The 17,659-nt window shown below is 57.2% G+C and carries 20 protein-coding genes and 2 pseudogenes; 6 read left to right on the top strand and 16 right to left on the bottom strand.

The genetic code is table 11. The features are described 5' to 3' along the window. The 7 genes from ACW9JC_RS02160 to ACW9JC_RS02130 all read right to left on the bottom strand — a co-directional run. Positions 1-109: hypothetical protein (locus tag ACW9JC_RS02160; RefSeq protein WP_457453290.1), on the bottom strand; the 109-nt coding region annotated here is incomplete at its 3' end. Between the two features lie 70 nt (positions 110-179). After that, entirely contained in the window at positions 180-1,007 is an 828-nt protein-coding gene (gene phnX / locus ACW9JC_RS02155; RefSeq protein ID WP_338581381.1) for a phosphonoacetaldehyde hydrolase, read from the bottom strand. 86 nt (positions 1,008-1,093) lie between these two features. After that, positions 1,094-1,966 carry a LysR substrate-binding domain-containing protein gene (locus ACW9JC_RS02150; RefSeq protein WP_338581379.1) on the bottom strand — a complete coding sequence of 291 codons (873 nt, stop codon included), beginning with the start codon at positions 1,964-1,966 and terminating at the stop codon, positions 1,094-1,096. Between the two features lie 33 nt (positions 1,967-1,999). Next, positions 2,000-3,295: an MFS transporter gene (locus ACW9JC_RS02145; protein ID WP_416126645.1), complete on the bottom strand. Its 1,296-nt coding sequence runs from the start codon at positions 3,293-3,295 to the stop codon at positions 2,000-2,002. Positions 3,296-3,421: 126 nt separating this feature from the next. Continuing rightward, positions 3,422-4,513, bottom strand: a complete 1,092-nt coding sequence (gene psrA / locus ACW9JC_RS02140) for an iron-containing alcohol dehydrogenase PsrA (protein ID WP_457453279.1) — start codon at positions 4,511-4,513, stop codon at positions 3,422-3,424. Positions 4,514-4,678: 165 nt separating this feature from the next. Next, positions 4,679-5,257, bottom strand: coding sequence for an eCIS core domain-containing protein (locus ACW9JC_RS02135; RefSeq protein WP_457453288.1), 579 nt, complete (start codon positions 5,255-5,257; stop codon positions 4,679-4,681). Positions 5,258-5,405: 148 nt separating this feature from the next. After that, the gene (locus ACW9JC_RS02130) at positions 5,406-6,674 is read right to left on the bottom strand and encodes an MFS transporter (protein WP_457453277.1); all 1,269 of its coding nucleotides are present in this window, start codon (positions 6,672-6,674) and stop codon (positions 5,406-5,408) included. 135 nt (positions 6,675-6,809) lie between these two features. Here ACW9JC_RS02130 and ACW9JC_RS02125 point away from each other — a divergent pair, with 135 nt between their 5' ends. Further along, a complete protein-coding gene (locus ACW9JC_RS02125; RefSeq protein ID WP_457453286.1) occupies positions 6,810-7,268 on the top strand; it encodes a winged helix-turn-helix transcriptional regulator in 459 nt (152 codons plus the stop codon). A gap of 24 nt (positions 7,269-7,292) precedes the next feature. On the opposite strand, the gene ACW9JC_RS02120 is transcribed toward ACW9JC_RS02125, so the two are convergent. The 3 genes from ACW9JC_RS02120 to ACW9JC_RS02110 form a co-directional block, all read right to left on the bottom strand. Beyond that, complete coding sequence (locus tag ACW9JC_RS02120) at positions 7,293-7,454, bottom strand: DUF2986 domain-containing protein (protein ID WP_457453276.1); 162 nt, start codon at positions 7,452-7,454, stop codon at positions 7,293-7,295. Positions 7,455-7,609: 155 nt separating this feature from the next. Further along, complete coding sequence (locus tag ACW9JC_RS02115) at positions 7,610-8,437, bottom strand: EamA family transporter (RefSeq protein ID WP_457453275.1); 828 nt, start codon at positions 8,435-8,437, stop codon at positions 7,610-7,612. 281 nt (positions 8,438-8,718) lie between these two features. Continuing rightward, on the bottom strand, positions 8,719-9,675 hold the full coding sequence (locus tag ACW9JC_RS02110) for a LysR family transcriptional regulator (protein WP_457453273.1): 957 nt from the start codon (positions 9,673-9,675) through the stop codon (positions 8,719-8,721). Positions 9,676-9,857: 182 nt separating this feature from the next. On the opposite strand from ACW9JC_RS02110, the gene ACW9JC_RS02105 reads away from it, so the two are divergent. The 5 genes from ACW9JC_RS02105 to ACW9JC_RS02085 are packed head-to-tail and all read left to right on the top strand — an operon-like array spanning position 9,858 to position 14,155. Beyond that, on the top strand, positions 9,858-10,880 hold the full coding sequence (locus tag ACW9JC_RS02105) for an asparaginase (protein WP_457453272.1): 1,023 nt from the start codon (positions 9,858-9,860) through the stop codon (positions 10,878-10,880). 52 nt (positions 10,881-10,932) lie between these two features. Then, positions 10,933-11,697 (top strand): amino acid ABC transporter ATP-binding protein, encoded by a 765-nt coding sequence (locus ACW9JC_RS02100; protein ID WP_338581468.1) that lies wholly within the window; start codon positions 10,933-10,935, stop codon positions 11,695-11,697. Positions 11,698-11,735: 38 nt separating this feature from the next. Beyond that, a complete protein-coding gene (locus ACW9JC_RS02095; RefSeq protein WP_457453271.1) occupies positions 11,736-12,578 on the top strand; it encodes a glutamate ABC transporter substrate-binding protein in 843 nt (280 codons plus the stop codon). Positions 12,579-12,599: 21 nt separating this feature from the next. Beyond that, complete coding sequence (locus ACW9JC_RS02090; protein WP_457453269.1) at positions 12,600-13,232, top strand: amino acid ABC transporter permease; 633 nt, start codon at positions 12,600-12,602, stop codon at positions 13,230-13,232. Then, positions 13,229-14,155 (top strand): amino acid ABC transporter permease, encoded by a 927-nt coding sequence (locus ACW9JC_RS02085; RefSeq protein WP_457453267.1) that lies wholly within the window; start codon positions 13,229-13,231, stop codon positions 14,153-14,155. Before ACW9JC_RS02090 ends, ACW9JC_RS02085 begins: the two co-directional genes overlap by 4 nt. 295 nt (positions 14,156-14,450) lie before the next feature. Here ACW9JC_RS02085 and ACW9JC_RS02080 read toward each other — a convergent pair whose 3' ends face one another. From ACW9JC_RS02080 to ACW9JC_RS02055, 6 genes and pseudogenes are all read right to left on the bottom strand, one after another. Next, complete coding sequence (locus tag ACW9JC_RS02080) at positions 14,451-14,633, bottom strand: DUF1289 domain-containing protein (RefSeq protein ID WP_457453265.1); 183 nt, start codon at positions 14,631-14,633, stop codon at positions 14,451-14,453. A gap of 2 nt (positions 14,634-14,635) precedes the next feature. Beyond that, complete coding sequence (locus ACW9JC_RS02075) at positions 14,636-14,992, bottom strand: hypothetical protein (protein ID WP_457453263.1); 357 nt, start codon at positions 14,990-14,992, stop codon at positions 14,636-14,638. Between the two features lie 50 nt (positions 14,993-15,042). Continuing rightward, positions 15,043-15,153 (bottom strand): annotated as a pseudogene (locus tag ACW9JC_RS02070) (cation transporter); the annotation flags it as partial. Positions 15,154-15,164: 11 nt separating this feature from the next. Continuing rightward, positions 15,165-15,719, bottom strand: coding sequence for a YdeI/OmpD-associated family protein (locus ACW9JC_RS02065; RefSeq protein WP_457453261.1), 555 nt, complete (start codon positions 15,717-15,719; stop codon positions 15,165-15,167). A 77-nt stretch (positions 15,720-15,796) separates the two neighbouring features. Further along, on the bottom strand, positions 15,797-16,930 hold the full coding sequence (locus ACW9JC_RS02060; protein ID WP_457453259.1) for an aminotransferase class V-fold PLP-dependent enzyme: 1,134 nt from the start codon (positions 16,928-16,930) through the stop codon (positions 15,797-15,799). A gap of 58 nt (positions 16,931-16,988) precedes the next feature. Next, positions 16,989-17,417, bottom strand: a pseudogene (locus ACW9JC_RS02055) (helix-turn-helix domain-containing protein); the annotation flags it as partial. Positions 17,418-17,659 lie beyond the last annotated feature (242 nt).

Genomic DNA, 17,659 nt, shown 5'->3' with positions numbered 1-17,659 from the left:
TGAAGTACTGACCTTTGACAGGCGCGACGAACTCGCCGCCGATGTAGTTACCGTAGCGGTGCTTGAAGGATATGAGGGCGCCGGGGGTGCCAGGATGGGCGTAGATCATGACGAGTCTCTCTTGTTGTTTTTGGTTGTAGCCGTCCGGAGAACGGCCACTGTCACTTAGCCGAACGTGGTCAGGAACCTTGAGGGGTTTCACCGCGTGCCAGGCGCGCATTGATGTCTTCGATGACGGCCGGCAAATCGACGATCGTATCGATCAGGTAGTGCGGGCGAGAACCTTCGAACATCTTGATGATGCGGGCACGTTCTTCCGCCAACTTGTCGGAGGGCAACGCCTTGTACTGTTCGTAGGTCAAACCCAGAGCGTTGCCGGAGCACGTCAGCGCGACTGTCCACATACCGGCGCTGCGGCCTTCGAGGATGCCGGGCCAGGTGTCGTCGACCTTAACGCAAGCGGCGACGTCGCTGATGCCCAAGGCAATCACGTTAGCCAGAGCCTGGGCGGGGTGTGGGCGGCCATTAGGCACTTCGTCGGTCGCTACCACGTGGTCGGCGACGTAGCCATTGTGGCGCGCCAGTTCCACCACTTTTTCCATGACGACAGCCGGATAACCCGAACAGGATCCGATTTTCAAACCCTGGTCGCGCAGTGCATCGATGGCATTCAAGGCGCCAGGAATCAGCGCCGAGTGCAGCGCGATCTTCTCGATTTGCAGTGGCATGAAACGCTCGTAAAGCGCGGTGACGTCTTCATCGGTCGGTAAGCGATCAAACACCGCACGGTAACGTTCGGCTATCTGTGGCTGATCGCATAACGTGCGGATGTGGTCCCACTTACCCATGCCCATGGGACCGCGCGCTTCCTCCAGAGAAACCGCCACGCCGAACTCGGCGAAGGCCTCGACGAAAATTTGCGTAGGGGCAAAGGAGCCGAAATCGACGACGGTGCCTGCCCAGTCCAGGACCACGGCTTGCAGTTGCGCAGGTTGTTTGTAATGCATGTTGAATCTCCACTTTTGGGTAGGGGAAGGCCGTCCCTCTCACCAGTGAGAAGTAGGCTTATCGATTGTTAAAGTGCGTTACAGAATCAGATAACAGGCGTTGAACTGGCGTCGAACAACTCCGCGATCATCGGCCGGTTTCTGCGAATACCGAGGCAGCACAAGTGGTAGTCGATGGAAAACGGGTGATTTACAAACGTGATCGGTTTTGTGCCCGGGGTTTCGGCGTACTCGACGGCAGAGACAAAGCCAATGCCGATGCCCTTGGCGATGGCATGGACGATGGCTTCGCGACTGTTCAGCTGCATCACGCAGTTGAGCGCGACGTCGAGGCGCTTGCAGCTTTCCTCCACCAACTGACGCGTGCGCGAGCTTTTTTCCCGAAGCACCCATCGTTCGCTGCTGATCTGTTCGACGTGTACCTCTTTCTGACTGGCCCAGGGATGGTCATCGCGCACGACAGCAATGATCGGATAGCGCCGGTAAAGTTGTGTATCAAAACGCTGGTCGAATTCGGACAGCGCCAGAATCGCCACATCAATGTCGAAGTTGAAGAGCCGGTCCAGCGTCTCCTTTTCGGGAGAAAACGAGGTCTCCAGTTCGATGTCCGGGTGTCGCTGCATCAATTCATACGTCAGGTTCATCGCTATGGGCGGGGACACCGCGCCCAAGCGCAACATACCGGTCTTGCGTTGCTTGAAACTTTGTAAAAGTTGCACGGCTTCATCCTCTTGGCCGAACAGGCCCTGAGTGATCGCATAGAGCTTGTGTCCCGCCGAACTCATTTCGATAAAGCGGCCGCGACGGTGGAACAGTTCTACGGAATATTTCTTTTCCAGCGCGTTGACCTGTTCACTCACCGTCGGTTGGCCGACGCTCAGGTACTCGGCGGCGAGGGTGAAACTGCCCGTCTTCGCTACTGCATGAAAAGAACGTAGCCACTTGTGGTACTGGTACATAAAAGATCCTGTTCCTGAGCCGCGACCTTGTACTCAACGCCTGATGAACAGCGCGACCACTGCGCTGCAAAGGCAAGCGGTGGTGACCACGATGAAGATCAACGACGTATTGCCGGTACTGTCGAGCATACCGCCGATCAGCGGTTCCGCCAGGCCCGCGAACAGGTAGGACGAAAAGTTCATGACGCCGGTCGCCGTACCAGCCCGCTTTGCTCCGACCAGGTCAGGGCAGAGCGCCCAGAAACTCGACGCAGGGCCGTAAACAAAGAATCCGCAGAGGAATAACGCGATAAGCCCCGTGGCACTGTGAGGCGCAAGGGTCCACATCCACAGGCTGGTAGCGGCGCCGAGCACCATGTAGAGCATGATCGCCAGGTAGCGTTTGGAGCCGAACAGTTTGTCCGAAATCCAGCCATTACTCAGCGCGCCGATGGCCATGCCTACCGGCAGGGCAACAGTGATCCACTTCGGATCGATCATGCTGTCGCCGCTCTTCCAGTTGGCACCCAGAAAGTGCACGGGTACCCACACGATCAGGCCATAGCGAGCGGCGTTCTGAAAACCCAGGGACACTGCGGCGATGATCAAGCGAAAGTTTTTCAGGACCGCTTTGTAGCGTTGTGTGGAGGTCTCGACTTCGCCATGGGCCACTTCGTGATTTTTGTCTTCGGCGTTAGCTACTCCGGTGTCTGCGAGTGGCTCGAAGCCCATATCCTGCGGACGTTCCCGCGCCACCAGATAAAAGATAATCCCGCCCGCCAGCATCAGCAGCACCGGCAACCGAAAGATCCAGCGCCACTCCAGATGCATCACCTCAAGCACCACGATCGAGGTCACGTACGACAGGACCGAGGCGCAACCGGCGGCAAACACATATAAGCCATACACCTTGCCGCGCTCGCCGGCGCTCCACCAGTTGGAGATCAGCCGACTGCCCGGCGCCCACCCCAAAGCCTGGAAATAACCATTGATGCCCCATGGCAGGATAAGTGCGGCGAAATTGCCTGCGAAGCTGGTCACCCAGTTGGCGGCGCAGGACAGCACGGCACCGGCGGTCATGATGCGGCGACCGCCGTACTTATCGGCAAGGTTACCGTTGATGGCCTGGCCGATGGCATAGGCCCAGAGCATGGCTGCCGATGCCCATCCGAGGTGTTCCTTGGTAAAACCGAATTCGGCCTGGATGCCCGGAATGGCGAAACCGAAGGTTTGCCGACCGGTGTAGAAAAACAAATAACAAAACATCGCCGCCAGCAACATTCGCCATTGAGCGACTCGAAATGAGGCGGTGTGTACGGCCAGAGCAGGCATGGTTTGGGCACGATTCATGATCTTTTCCTTATTATTGTTCGCTCTCACCGATTGGCGTCGGCGAGTGCACTCTTTTGTGAGTGCTGCAGGAAATCGTCGCGGCTCGTCATGCCGCTGACAGTGCTTGTTAGGTGTTGGCAGGGTCTACGCAGCTTGAGAGCCGATAAAGTTTTTGCCCCTTGCGCCCTGCATGGCGAAATGAATCATTTGCTCGGCTTGCTCCGCCGTTACGCCATAATCGGAAAACTCCGTTTTCACGCCCAGGCTATGCAAGAATTCACGTAACTGAACCTGTGCTTTGTCCAGGTCGTTGCCGAAAATTCGTTGAAGGATACGGTCGCGCGCTGCGTCGTGACCCCAGGCCAGGCCCAGCACCAGCGGCAACGTAAAGGAGCAGGCGATGCCGTGCGGCAGGCCGTGGTGCAGGGTCATCTCGTAAGAGATGGAATGGGCCAGGGCGGTTTTGGTGTTGGAAAACGCCATCCCTGCCTTGAGGGCGGCCAATGCCATGCGCGAGCGCAGTTCCCTGCTGGAGAGGTCTCGACGCAGCTGCGGCAGGCATTCCAGAATGTCCGCAATAGCGGATATGGCAAAGGTGTCTGAAACCGGGTTGGCATTGATGTTCCAGACTGATTCCAGCGCATGAGACAAGGCATCCAGCCCTGTAGAGACGGTGACGCCGCCAGGAACGGTGAGCATCAGCTCCGGGTCGACAATGGCGACCTTCGGCCAGGTGCATTCAAGGTGCAGCGAGTATTTTTTGTGGCTGGCCGAGTCCCAGATCGTCGCCCAAGGCGTCACCTCGCTCCCGGTGCCCGCCGTGGTGGGCGCCGCGATCAGTACTTTGCTGCGCGCCGGGACGAAGGGTTTACCGGTTGCCAGTAACGCGAGCAGCTCATCAAAGCGCCCCGATTCGGTACCCACGATCAACGCCTTGGCGGTATCGATGGCACTGCCGCCACCTACTGCAATGACCGCGTGGCATTCGCCGGCTTGCTGCCAGAATCGTTCATAGGTATCGCGTAGCTGGGCGACATCTGGATTAGGCTGAACATCCTCGATCACATACACCAAGCGGTCGCCTAGCAGGTCTTGAATGCGATCAACCAATCCCAGCCCACGCGCCTCGGGAAAGGTCACAAGGGCGACTTTCTGGTTTTCAGTGATGTCGGCAAGTTCATGCAGGCTGCCCCAGCCGAAACGTGTATCAACTGGATTGTGGAATCGGGCAATCATGGCGGGTCCTTTGTTTTTGTTGTTGGAAGTGGCACCCATACTCGGGGTGCTTCAACAACAGCTCAAATCGATAATTCGCAGGCATCAATCGGCCCAACCGATACTTGATTGAGTGTGAATGCTTGATTAGAGGACTCGAAGCGTGTTTTAAACCACATATACCGGCTATCGAGTAAGCCCCGGCTGTGCCGCACCCGCTCTCAGCGCTTTGCTTACCTGGGTTTGAATCTCGTAGGCCGGCGCTTCTACGGCGTTGTAGTCGCGGGTATAGCGCGTGGCAAATTCGCGGACTCCCCATTGCTGGTATTGCTGCACGTGCTTCAACTCATGCGCCCACAGGGCCACATCGTTCAGTGCGTCTTCGGCGTTGCGAAAGACGATGATGTCGATCAGCGTGACTGCATTGATATCGGGGTTCTGCAGCATGGTGTTTGCGGCGTTCAGCTCCGCATCATCGCCAACCTTGTAGCGCGCCGAGTCGAGCACTTGAAGGTCGTAGTAGGGTTCGAGTTGGGCGCGGATATTCAGCGGAATTGTCTGGATATCGCCGGTTGCCGCGGTGTTGCGCGACAGCACGATCCAGCTTTCCAATCCGGTGACAGCCATCTGGTTCACGTTTTCGAAAATCGTCCCGATGTCGTCTTCGGAGCCTGGAGCACAAAAACAAGCGACCACGCAGACCTGGTACTGACCGGCCGGGCAGGCGAGAACAGCGGACGAAGTGCCGACGCCAAAAAGCAGCATTGCGGACGCCAAAACCTGGCGCAAAAAGACAGCTGACAATGGGTTCTCCCGCAGGCCATTTCCCACATTGCCTGACAACGTCACTATAGCTCCCGAGCCCTTGTCCATATGGCCGTAATCGAGATGGCAAGTAGCAGGTGCCCGACTTTCATGCTGATCTTCCTTGATGGATCGTTGAGCAATGTAACGTGAAAAACCACAGCACCAACGCTGTCGCGCTGATCAAGGCGCCCAGCAGGCTCACCGCCATCCAGCCCCAACGCGCATAAACCTGGGTCGCGGCCGCTGCCCCCAGCGCGCTACCGACTGAGTAGAAGCACATGTAGGCGCCGACCATGCGACTTTGGGCATCGGGTCGTGCAGCAAAAATGAGGCTCTGGTTGGTGACGTGCACGGCCTGCACCGCGAAGTCGAGCAGGACCACTCCGCAAACCAGCGCGATCAGGGACGTTTCGGCGAAAGTAATGAGCAACCAGGAAAGCGTCAGCAACCCGAGCGAAATGCCGGTCACGCGTTGTCCCAAACCTTGATCGGCCCAGCGACCGGCTCTTCTGGCCGCCAGGGCACCGGCGACGCCGGCCAGGCCAAACAGGCCGATGGCAGTGTGTGAAAGCGACAGCGGTGGGGCGCTCAATGGCAGCACCATGGCTGTCCATAACACGGAAAACGCGGCAAAGATCAGCAAGGCCAGCAGACCCCTGATCCGCAAAATCGGTTCGGTCACGAACAGCTTGAACAGCGACCGGATGAGCGCTGGGTAGGCGTGTTGGTTGCGTGGTGTCGTTGCGCCAGGAACCACTTTCCAGAACACCGCCGCGATAGCCAGCATCAATCCTGCGGACACAAAATAAACGGCGCGCCAGCCCGCCAGATCTGCGATCACCCCAGAGGTAAACCGAGCCAGAAGAATACCCAGGACAATTCCGCTGGTGACTGTTCCCACTGTTTGCCCACGTTGTGAAGGCGTTGCCAGCACGGCGGCGTATGCCACAAGCACCTGAACCACCACTGCCAGTAAGCCCATCACGATCATGGCTCCCAGCAGGGCCAGCCACTGTTGTGCTGCGCCCACCGCCGCGAGGGCAACGGCAGACAACAGTACTTGAGTCAAAATCAGCCGCTTTCGGTTGACCAGATCACCGAGTGGGACGATGAACAGTAAGCCTAACGCGTAACCAACTTGAGTGGCCGTCACCACCACCCCGATCATTGATGAGGCCACACCCAGGCTCTGGGCCATCGAGTCGAGTAACGGTTGTGCGAAATAGACGTTGGCGACCGCAAGCGCGCAGGTGACGGAAAACAATAATATGATCGACGGTGAAAGTCCCGGAGACCGATCGATCGTATCCGTAGGTGGCAATCCCGAAGGCTGCCTGGACAAGCGTTTGGTGGCTGAGTCGGTATCTGCTGTCATGAACGCCTCCTTGGCGTTAAAGTAGTTTCAATTAAAAACCTGATTCAATTGTTGCTGGGTTAGGTTTCAAATTGCAACCACATTGATCGTGATTGATCGACAGGCATGGCAATCCTTATTCAAAAGGTAAATACGATGGTCGATGGTGCTTCACCGCATAGCAGCGAATGCCCGGTAGCAAGAACACTGGAAGTGATTGGGGATCGCTGGTCGCTGATGATCATCCGCGACGCGTTTGACGATATTCGCCGATTCAGCGAATTTCAAAAGAGCCTGGGCGTGGCCAAGAATATTCTGGCCTCGCGCCTGAAAGCGTTGGTTGAGGTCGGTGTGTTCGACGTCCGACCGGCGTCAGACGGAAGCGCCTACAAGGAGTACGTGCTTACGGACAAAGGACGGGAGATCTTTCCGATTGTGGTCAGCATGAGGCAGTGGGGCGAACGTTTTCTGTTCCAGCCGGGGGAGACGCGTTCTGTGCTGTTGGACAACGAGTCCAGACAGGTTCTCATGCCGATTGATGTTCGCTCATCAAACGGTAAGAAACTTGAACCGTCTGACTGCCACAGAGTGAGAGTTGTTGCCGACGAGTCGTGAATCGGCAGCATGGCGCTACCTGGATCAATTCTCAGAAGAGGTGTTCGATTCCTGACTGGCTTCAGCCTCCAGCTTCAATCGGTCAGCTTTACTGATGTACTTGGTCTTGTTCTTCGGTGCCAATTTGGCGCTGGCCTTCTTAGCGTTGGCCTTCAATATCTGGTTGAGTTTTTTACGGCGATTCATTTTTGCTACCCGGTTTGTAAGTTGTCGAATGATACCAGTTTGAAACTTTGGGTGAGACCTCTGTCAGCGGTGAAGGGTTTGTATCGCTGAAGGCGAATCAACCCAGCAGGGCGGTAACCGACCCCATAGCTGACCTCGGCTTTGCGCCCCTGCCGTCAGCCAATGATGATCGTGCCGACGGCAATCACCGCGCATGCCAATATCTTTCGGACAGTCAGTGTTTCACCCAAGAAAAAATATCCGATCAATACCGCGAACAACACGCTGGTTTCGCGCAATGCCGACACCGCTCCCATGGGCGCGGCGGACATGGCGTAGATGACGATGCCATAGGCCAGAAGTGAAACCAGACCTCCAATGAAGGCCGACATGAAACCCGGTCGCAAGGAACATAAACTTTTCGTGTCGCGCACGCCGACATACACCAAAGGCATCAAAACGCCCCACAAGGCGCACATCCATACCGTGTATGCCATCGGCGCGCCGGACAGGCGCACGCCAATGCCATCCGTCACGCTATAAGCCGCAATGAAACAACCGGTTCCCAGGGCGTAAGGCAGACTGGGAACAGCCAGCTTGCGTCCCCTGAAGGCCAGCGAAATGATTCCGCCTGAGACCAGTAAAATGCCGATCATCGCCACTGGCCCAACCGTTTCTCCGGCAAAAAACGAAGCGGCGAGGGTAATCAGGACAGGCGAGGAGCCCCGTGAGATAGGGTAAGTTTGCCCAAGGTCTCCAACCTTATAGCTGCGTACCAGGAACAAGTTGTAGCCAACGTGCAGCACCGCTGAAAGCGCTGCGTAGAACCAGCTGGCTTGGGCCGGAGCTTCCAAAAACAAGGCTATTGCGATGCTGGCAATGGCTACCGCCACGCACATGATCGTCATCGACCAAAGTCTGTCGGCGCCACCGCGCAATGCGGCATTCCAGCTGGCATGCAAGAGCGCTGCGAAAAGTACGAGCAAGATAATGTGATAGGGCATGCGCCATCCTGAGCAATTGGGCGCCTCGACTAAAGCGAAGTCCTCGCATCACTTCAAGAGTGATTCCTCATCCCTCATCGATATCCTTTTTCGAATCGTTTGCGGGCGAGCGTCCGGAACTATGACTCACTGGTTTTGGCGTAATAAGTAGCGCATAACATGATTGAGGTTCAAAGCGCAGCTTCCCTGGTAGCCGCGTTCCAGCATTTGCTCGACACCTTCGGACGGACCCGAATCAGCTTCTTTGCCGACAGCTCGCTCATTTAACCGTGAGCACTTGCTCATGACCGACACTTGAAAAGCTCGGGAGGCAGTTCGCTTATGCCCTTGAGTCGGTCTTGAAGAAAGTCGCGCAGCACCCTGACTTTCGTCGAGTAACGTCGATTGGGAAGGTAAGCCATGTAGATTTGATTCCCGGTCAGTGAATTAACAAACCGATATTCAGGCAACACGATTTGCAATTCACCGCTCAAGAGCAGGTCACGCACCAGCCAGATTTCAAATTCTGCAATACCCAGGCCGCCACAGACGGCTTCAAGCAGCAGCTCCGAGTTGTCCGATTGCAGATTGCCCTTGGGGAAAATCGAGTGTTTTACGTCATCCTTGGTGAAGTACCAGTGCGGGTCGCTGTCAGGGTGCAGGTAGATCAGGCAATTATGTGAGCTGAGTTCGGCGGGGGTGGCTGGAGGGCCGTTGCGTCTTAGATACTCGGGTGTGGCACACAGCAATGAATCGTTGCGGCAAATTGGATAGGCGACCAAGTTCTCCAGATGATTTTCGCCCTCGTGAATATCGAGATCAAAGCCGCCTACGATCATGTCATTGTGGTTGTCGGTCAACCGCAGATCCATTTGGATACCCGGATACATCTGGAGGAATGGCGCGATCAGCGGTGCGAGGAACCGTCTGCCGAATGCCACCGGCGATACGAGTTTCAACGGGCCGCTGGGCGCCAGGTTGAGGTCGCTGACGACACGCAAGGTGTCGTCCAGATCCGCGATCATCGACAACGCCCGCGCGTGATAGATTTGGCCCGCTTCCGTGAGGGCGACGATGTGCGTGGTGCGGTGCAGCAGGGTCGTGCCCAGGGATTTTTCCAGCGTCGTGATCATGCGGGTCAGGGTTGAAGGGGAGACGTGCATCTCCCGGGCCGCTGCGGAAAAGGTGCCCAATTCGACCACTTTGACCAGTGCTCTCATGACCCCCAGGTGATCGATACGTGCCGTTTCAGACGTCATGTTGGAAGTGGTTGCCTTTGCTCTGGATGCAAAACCGAATTCTGTTTCGCGTTATTCCATCAGTATTTGACTGAATATAGACTCATTTTCGATCGAAGTGCGCACGTCGTTCATCCAACCGACCACGTATTTGCGATAGGGACACAGATCCCTGTAGCGAACTTTGGAGTATCGAGATCACCATGGATTTTCCCGCACACGTTCCATTGGCCATTGCTACCCGAAACGAACACGTGGAGCGCATCCACTGGGGATCGGTGGCTGTCGTTGATAACGAAGGATGTTTGCTGGCCTATGCCGGCGACCCCGGTTCGATGATGTTTTCCCGCTCCACGCTCAAGCCATTCCAGGCCATTCCCTTCGTCCGGGATGGTGGGGTCGAGCACTTCGACTTCTCCGATGAACAAGTGGCCATAATGTGCGCCAGTCACTCGGGCGAAACCGCACACGTGAATGCTGTGAGTGGCATGCTCGCAAAAATCCAGCGAGCGTCCACTGACTTGGGGTGTGGTTGCCATCTGCCCGATTTCTACACGGCGGACAATCTGCCGCCCCAGGGTTTTCGCTACGATCAGCGCCACCACAACTGTTCCGGCAAGCACAGCGGTTTCCTCGCGTATTGCCGCCTGCATGGTTTGCCCAACGAAACCTATCTGTCCCCCGAACATGCCTTGCAGCGCGACATCCAGCGGGTAGTCGCGGCGTTGACAGGGGTTGCGGAGAATCAGCTCTGGACCGGAATCGACGGCTGCAACGCGCCAAACCTGGGCATGCCGTTGTCGCGCCTCGCCCTGTTGTGGGCGCGGTTGGCCAGTGCCGAGGGGGGTGGTGACGCCAGCCTCGATCCCGTATTGCGGCGGCTGTTCGATGCCATGCGCAGCCATCCGGAAATGGTCTCGGGGACCGGACGCGCCGACTTGGGCATCACGATGTCTTCGAATGGTGACTGGGTTGCGAAAACCGGTGCCGATGGCGTGCAGACGGTCGGTATCCGCAGTCGTGGCTTGGGCGTGGCGGTAAAGATCAGTGACGGCGATTTCGCCAGCGTTTTCGCGGTGACCATTGCCGTGCTCAAACAATTGGGGGTGCTGGATGAGGACAGCGACAATCCGCTGCTGGCGCCCTGGGCCGATCCGGTGTTGAGAAGTTACAACGGTTCGCGAGCCGGTCAATTGAAAGCCACGGTGCAATTGAAGTTCGTCTAGTTCGGGGTGCCTGCCGGGCACGTGTCAGATCTTTTGAGGCAGACCAGAAACCATGCAATCGGCTCAATCGTTCACTCAACAAACGCCTGCCATTTCACTGCGTGCCGTCAACAAGTTTTTCGGCAGTCAGCAAGTGCTGTTTGATGTCGACCTGGAGGTACAGCCTGGCGAGGTGGTGGTGATCATCGGCCCATCGGGCTCTGGGAAATCGACCCTGTGCCGTTGCATCAACCGCCTGGAAACCGTCACCGATGGCGATATCTTTCTGCACGGCGAGCGCCTGCCGGAAGAGGGTGGGGCGCTGGCCAAGATGCGCGCGAAGGTCGGAATGGTCTTCCAGAGTTTCAACCTGTTTTCCCATCGCACCGCGTTGCAGAACGTCGCGATGGGCCCGCGAAAAGTCCTCGGCATGCGCGGCGCGGATGCAGACGCATGGGCCTTGCAACTGCTTGATCAGGTCGGCCTGGCACACAAGGGCAAGTCCTATCCCGCTGAATTGTCCGGCGGCCAGCAACAGCGTGTGGCATTGGCCCGGTCACTGGCGATGAAACCCAGCGTGATGCTGTTCGACGAACCGACCTCGGCGCTTGATCCGGAAATGGTCAACGAGGTGCTCAAGGTCATGGTCGATCTGGCCCGCACCGGGATGACCATGGTGGTCGTCACCCATGAAATGGGCTTCGCACGCTCCGCCGCCGATCGCATCATTTTCATGGACGCCGGTCGGATCGTCGAAAGCGCTCCGCCCGAGACATTTTTCAGCGCCCCTCGCTCGGAGCGCGCCCGCGAGTTTCTGTCCAAGGTCCTTGCACACTGATTCACTCAACAACATCACAAGAACAAGAGAATACAACCATGCGCTTAAAACGAATCGCTTCCCTCGGCGTCTCCCTCCTGGCTACCTGCATGTTCGCCTCGGCCGCGTCGGCCTCTACCGTTGAGCAGTTCCCGGCCGATTCGACCATGGCCAAGGTCCAGAAGCGCGGCAAGCTGGTCGTTGGCAGCTCGCTCAATACCCTGATGTTTTCGTCGCGCAATCCCATGACGGGGGAGGTTGAAGGTTTCGAGGCTGACCTGGCCCGAATGCTGGCGAAAAAGCTCACCGGTTCCGAAGACAACATCGAATGGGTCAGCACTACTCCGGAAAACCGCATTCCGCTGGTCGAAAACAAACGTGTCGACATGGTCATCGCGACCATGACCGTGACCGACGAGCGCAAAAAGGTCATTGGCTTTGCGGGCCCGTACTACCTCGCCGGCCAGGATTCTCTGGTCCGCGCGGATGACGATTCGATCAAAAAGACCGCCGACCTGGATGGCAAGACGGTCTGCGTTCTGAGTGGCACCACCGTAGAGCGCAACCTCAAGCCATTGGCGCCTGCGGCCAAGATCGTGACGTTCAGCGATGCCTCGGCGTGCGTCGAGGGGCTGATCGACAAGCGCTTCGACGCGTACGTCGACGACGGTGCGACGCTGGTCGGTGAGTCCATGCGTCAACCCGGAAAAATGCGCGTGGTCGGCACGCCGTTCACCGAAGAACCGTACGGCATTGCCGTCATCAAGGAGGATACGACCTGGCGTGACTGGCTCAACAGCCAACTGAGCGCCGCCATCGAGAATGGCCAGTGGAAGGAAATGTACGGCAAGGATCTGCAAGAGGGACTCGGTGCGCCTCAGGTGCCAGTGATCGAACAGTAAAGAGAGGCAGAGGTGAGCCTGATGTCTTATATCGAACGCTTCCTGGGGGGCATTGCAGTCAGCGTGCAGCTGACCCTGCTGTCCTTTGCCATTGCGATCGTTCTCGGACTGCTTCTGGCGATCATGAGGGTGAGCCCATGGCCACCCTTTCGCTGGTTTGCCAGCAGTTACGTAGAACTCATGCGGATGATGCCGCTGCTGGCGTTATTGCTGTTGTTCACGTTCGGCTTGCCGAAGCTGGGCTTCATGTACTCGCTGTTCACCTCGACGGTCCTGGTCCTCGGGCTGTACAGCGCGGCCTGGATCTGCGAGGTGGTGCGGTCGGGCATCAACACCGTGCCCATCGGGCAGATCGAAGCAGCCCGCAGTATCGGCATGCGGTTTGACCAGATACTGGGCGAGGTGGTTTTGCCGCAAGCGGTGCAGTCGGTGATCGCCCCGCTGGGCAATCTGTTCATCATTCAGATCAAGGCGTCCGCTATCGGTGCTGCGATCGGTGTCGCCGACATCACCTATACCGCGCAAAAAATCAACTTCGACACTGCCTTGGCCGTGCCGACGTTCCTCGGTGCGATGGCGGCCTATTTCCTGTTGACCCTTCCCGCGGGCCTGTTCTTCCGCATCCTTGAGCAAAAAATGGCGGTGCTGCGATGAGCGCGGACAATCTGCTTTACGAACCGCCGGGTCCTGTTGCAAGGCGGCGGAACCGTATCATCTCGGTGGTTGGCGTGGTCCTGTTGTTCTGCTTTATGTACGCGGTCGGGCATCGCCTGGAGACGAGTGGTCAGTTCGATGCCCATCGCTGGAAAATCTTCCTGCATCCGGGCACCTTGAAGTTCCTGTTTGACGGACTGATGGCGACCTTGCTGGCTGCGGTGATCAGTACGGTACTCGCCTTCAGCCTTGCCGTACCTCTGGCGATTGCGCGGTTGTCGAACCGATTTTGGGTGCGCACCCTGGCTGCGGGTTACATCGGTTGTTTTCGCGCGGTACCGCTGCTGTTGCTGATTCTGTTTACCGTCATCCTGCTGCCTTCGATCGGGTTGCACTGGTCGGCACTGGGCTACCTGATTTTCGGCATGGTGCTGCATCACAGCGCGATGACAGCGGAGGTTGTACGTGCGGGCATTCTTTCGTTGGGGCGCGGGCAGAAGGAGGCCGCGCTTTCCATTGGGATGCGCGATCACCAAGCGATGATGTGGGTGGTATTGCCACAGGCGCTAAAGCTGATGTTGCCAACGCTGGTCAGTGCCGTTCTGGCGATCGTCCAGGACACGTCTCTGGGGTACATCATTCCGTACGAAGAACTGTTGCGACGTTCACAGCAGATATCGAGCTTCGCGCCGCAGTCGCTGTTGCAATCGGCGTTTATTGTCACGGTGATGTACGGGTTTGTCAGTGCGTTACTGTTGGCACTGCGTCGCTGGATTGAACGTCGACAGGCTTATGACTCTCGCAATCAGCGAACGAAGACAACTGTCACAGAGGGCAACTTTGTCGAAGCGGTTGAGGCTGCTCCAGTCATGCAGTCGGGATTGCGCTCTGCCCCTGATCGAATGTCGGGACGGGATCAATAGCAGGGCTATCTATTCAGCACTGTTCATCCCGTCAGTCCGTAGGACGGGAGCGGCTTGCTCTGCATCGGGAACCGAGCTATCCACCGTTCTCCTGCAAGACAGCCGATGGCGGGACGGCGGGTTTTGACTTTGATATCGGCAATGCAAGGGCCAGTTGTTTCTGGATCTGGTGGCGGGGCGACTGGATGCCGGGCAGGCCGATGTAAGCATTCACCCACGAGCGTCCGCTTCCAGCCGATTTTTGCCTGTCGAGAAGGGCGCCCGACGACCCATGGCGGTCATCCAGTGCAAGTGACTATTCCTTTGTTTTCTTCAGCCCCTTCAAGCGCAGATTCGCCCTTTGCACCGCGGCCATTTTTTCAGGCCGCTTCATGCGCTTCCACTTTTTGATGTCTTCCTTGCTCCGCCCACAACTCACACACAGATCACCGCTCAGTTGGCAAACCGAGATGCAGGGGTTTTCGATTTCTTTAGCCATCGTCAATAACCTTTGGCCAGACGCTTCTGCCAATCGCCATCATGAGTGCGTTGGCACTCTTGCTCAGAGTCAAAGCGGACATTGCGATCTGAAAGGTTCAGATCGATGTTTGCCTCATTCAACGCGATGGCCGTCAGCTCAAAGATGCGCGCCTTCGCGTCAACCTGGGCGAGCGTTCTGTCTGCCAGCGTTTCGAACACCCAGATCACCCTCAGGGTTTCAGCCAGCGCGTTCAGGTCAGCCGTGTGGGTGAGCCAGGTAAAGCCTTTGATTTCACCTTTTGCTGTTTCGCACGCGTCGGTCAGCGTGGCAATCAACCGGCGTTCGATCCGCGCCAGTTCACGTTTGCCTGGAGGCATCGCAAATTCCTTTGGAGATAATGGAGGGAAGTACTGATTCAGATCGATCGAAACTCGAGGCTGGAAGCGTGACGTTTAGCGTATCCGAAAGCGGCCGCAGCGATGCCCAATGCGCCGGCATGAGTTGCCATGTGAAAGCCATCAGCCAATAACGCCATTGAGGAATGTTCCATTAAAGATTTTCTGCCTCGGGCGCACGGAAGGCCTTGCTGTAGAAGCCGGACTGGTCGAAACAGCAAACCTGCTTCTTGCCGGATGCAAGCATATCGCAGGCATCACCAATCCGTTTTGCGCGCGTCTTGAGTTGCTTGGCTGACGTCATCCAGTGTATCCAGTCCACTCGGGCAATGGTCGTCGTATTGTTCCAGACTTTACGAGCCTCGGGAGAGGCTGCCAGTGCTTCCTCAAAATCTGCCGGGAGGTCAGGCTCGGGCTCCTTCTTCACAGGGGCCAGCTCGATGGTAACGATATCCCCAACGGCCGCGCCTGCGGCTTCGAGTAACTCGCTACTGACCTGCAGCCAATGGCTCAGCTGACCATCGGGCTCAAGGGTTACCTGGAAAGGGTGCCCATTGATTGTGCCTTCAACTGTCGTCCTTCCTCGCCTCGGAAGCGATTCACTCGCGTCTCTTGGCAGAACCACGAACGCCCACGACGTATCATTACCTGTCTTTGCCGGACGATGAAGCTTTGCTTCGAATCGGGATTTCACATCGATTGTTGTCATTGCAACTCCTCCTGACTATTTTCTGGCGATATCACTGTCGCGTTTGAATGCGACAGTGATATCGCCAGGATGAGGGCTTAGTTAACCATCACCTCATCCAGTGCCTGCTCAAGGGTGCTGACCGTGCGCTCGATATTGTGCAGTTTTTCGAGTCCAAACAGACCGATGCGGAAGGTCTGGAAATCGGCCGGCTCGTCGCATTGCAACGGCACTCCGGCGGCGATCTGCAGGCCGTGGCTGGTAAATTTCTTGCCGCTCTTGATGTCGGCATCATCGGTGTAGCTCACCACGACGCCAGGGGCCTGAAAGCCGGCGGCGGCCACGCTTTTGATGCCCTTGCCGGTCAACATGGCGCGTACCCGATCGCCCAGCGCCTGTTGTTCGTCGCGGACCTTATCGAAACCGTAGGCTTGCGTCTCCTTCATCACTTCATTAAACCGCGCGAGGGAATCGCTGGGCATGGTCGCATGGTAGGCATGTCCGCCCTGTTCGTAGGCCTGCATGATCTGAAGCCACTTTTTCAAATCGCAGGCGAAGCTGCTGCTCTGCGTCTGCTCGATGCGCTCGAGGGCCAAAGCACTGAGCATCACCAGGGCGCAGCAAGGGGAGGCGCTCCAGCCTTTCTGCGGTGCGCTGATCAGCAGGTCGACTGCGCATTTCTGCATATCAACCCAAAGCGTGCCAGAGGCGATGCAGTCCAGCACAAACAGGCCACCCACCGCATGCACGGCATCGCCGACGGCCCGCAGGTACTCGTCGGGCAGGATAATCCCTGATGAGGTTTCAACGTGGGGAGCGAAGACGATCTGCGGCCTCGAAGCCGCAATGGCTGCCAGCACTTCGTCCAGAGGGGGTGGGGCGTAGGCAGCCTGGCGACCGGTGTCGACCGGTCGGGCTTTGAGCACCGTGGTGGCCGCCGGGATGTTGCCCATCTCAAGGATCTGACTCCATCGATAACTGAACCAGCCGTTGCGTATCACCAGGCATTGCTGGTTGGTGGCAAACTGTCGCGCCACCGCTTCCATGCCAAATGTGCCGCTGCCCGGGACCACCGCAACGGCCTGGGCGTTGTAGACCTGTTTCAGGGTCGTGGAAATGTTCTTCATCACGGCTTGAAATGACTGCGACATGTGGTTGAGCGAGCGGTCGGTGTAGACCACTGAGTACTCGATCAATCCCTGAGGATCGTTACTGGGATATAGCTTTGACATGCGGTGACTCCTTTGGCAGAGATGTCAGTGGTATCGACCCTGCTCCATTGATGGAAGATCAGTGTGATGACACGAAGGGCGACGGGGTTGTCGGTGCTGGCAACGCATAGGTCCGCTTCATCCATGCCACTTCCGCTAACGGTGTGCGGCCGAAGAGGCGTTTGAAGTCGCGGCTAAATTGCGACGCACTTTCATAGCCGACCAGAAATGCTGATTCGGCGGCTGTCAGGTCGTTACGCAGCATCAGTAATCGCGCCTGATGCAACCGTGTCGACTTGAGGTACTGCATAGGCGAGGAATCGGTCACCTTGCGAAAGTGTAGATGAAAGTTGGGCACGCTCATCTGCGCTTCCCGGGCCAGGGCTTCTACATCCAGAGACTCGTGGTAACAGCTGTGGATCTTGTGAATGGCGCGCGTCACCTTGCCGAACTGGCCCTGCTGGGCGATGGCCGCGCGCAGGGTGCCGCCTTGTTCATTGATAAAAATTGCGACGGTGGCTTATACGCGGTCAGTAGCACACCTGCTTTCTTAAGACAGTTTTTTCAACGGGAGATACTGGCTGTGTGAATGTCTGCTTTTGGCTGTGGATTCAACCGGTCGAGCCAGAGCTGCCGTCGGCAAAGGACGACAGTCAGGCACCAGCGATCTTTCCTTGGCGAACGGATAGGCAGCCGCTGGCATCATCGAAGCAACACCGCTTGAGGAAGCTAGGGCGTAAAGCCCTAGCA

The organism is Pseudomonas sp. SDO5591_S426 (assembly GCF_054070755.1).
The sequence above is the reverse complement of the archived record's forward strand: the minus strand, read 5'-3'. Positions and strand labels throughout refer to the sequence as shown.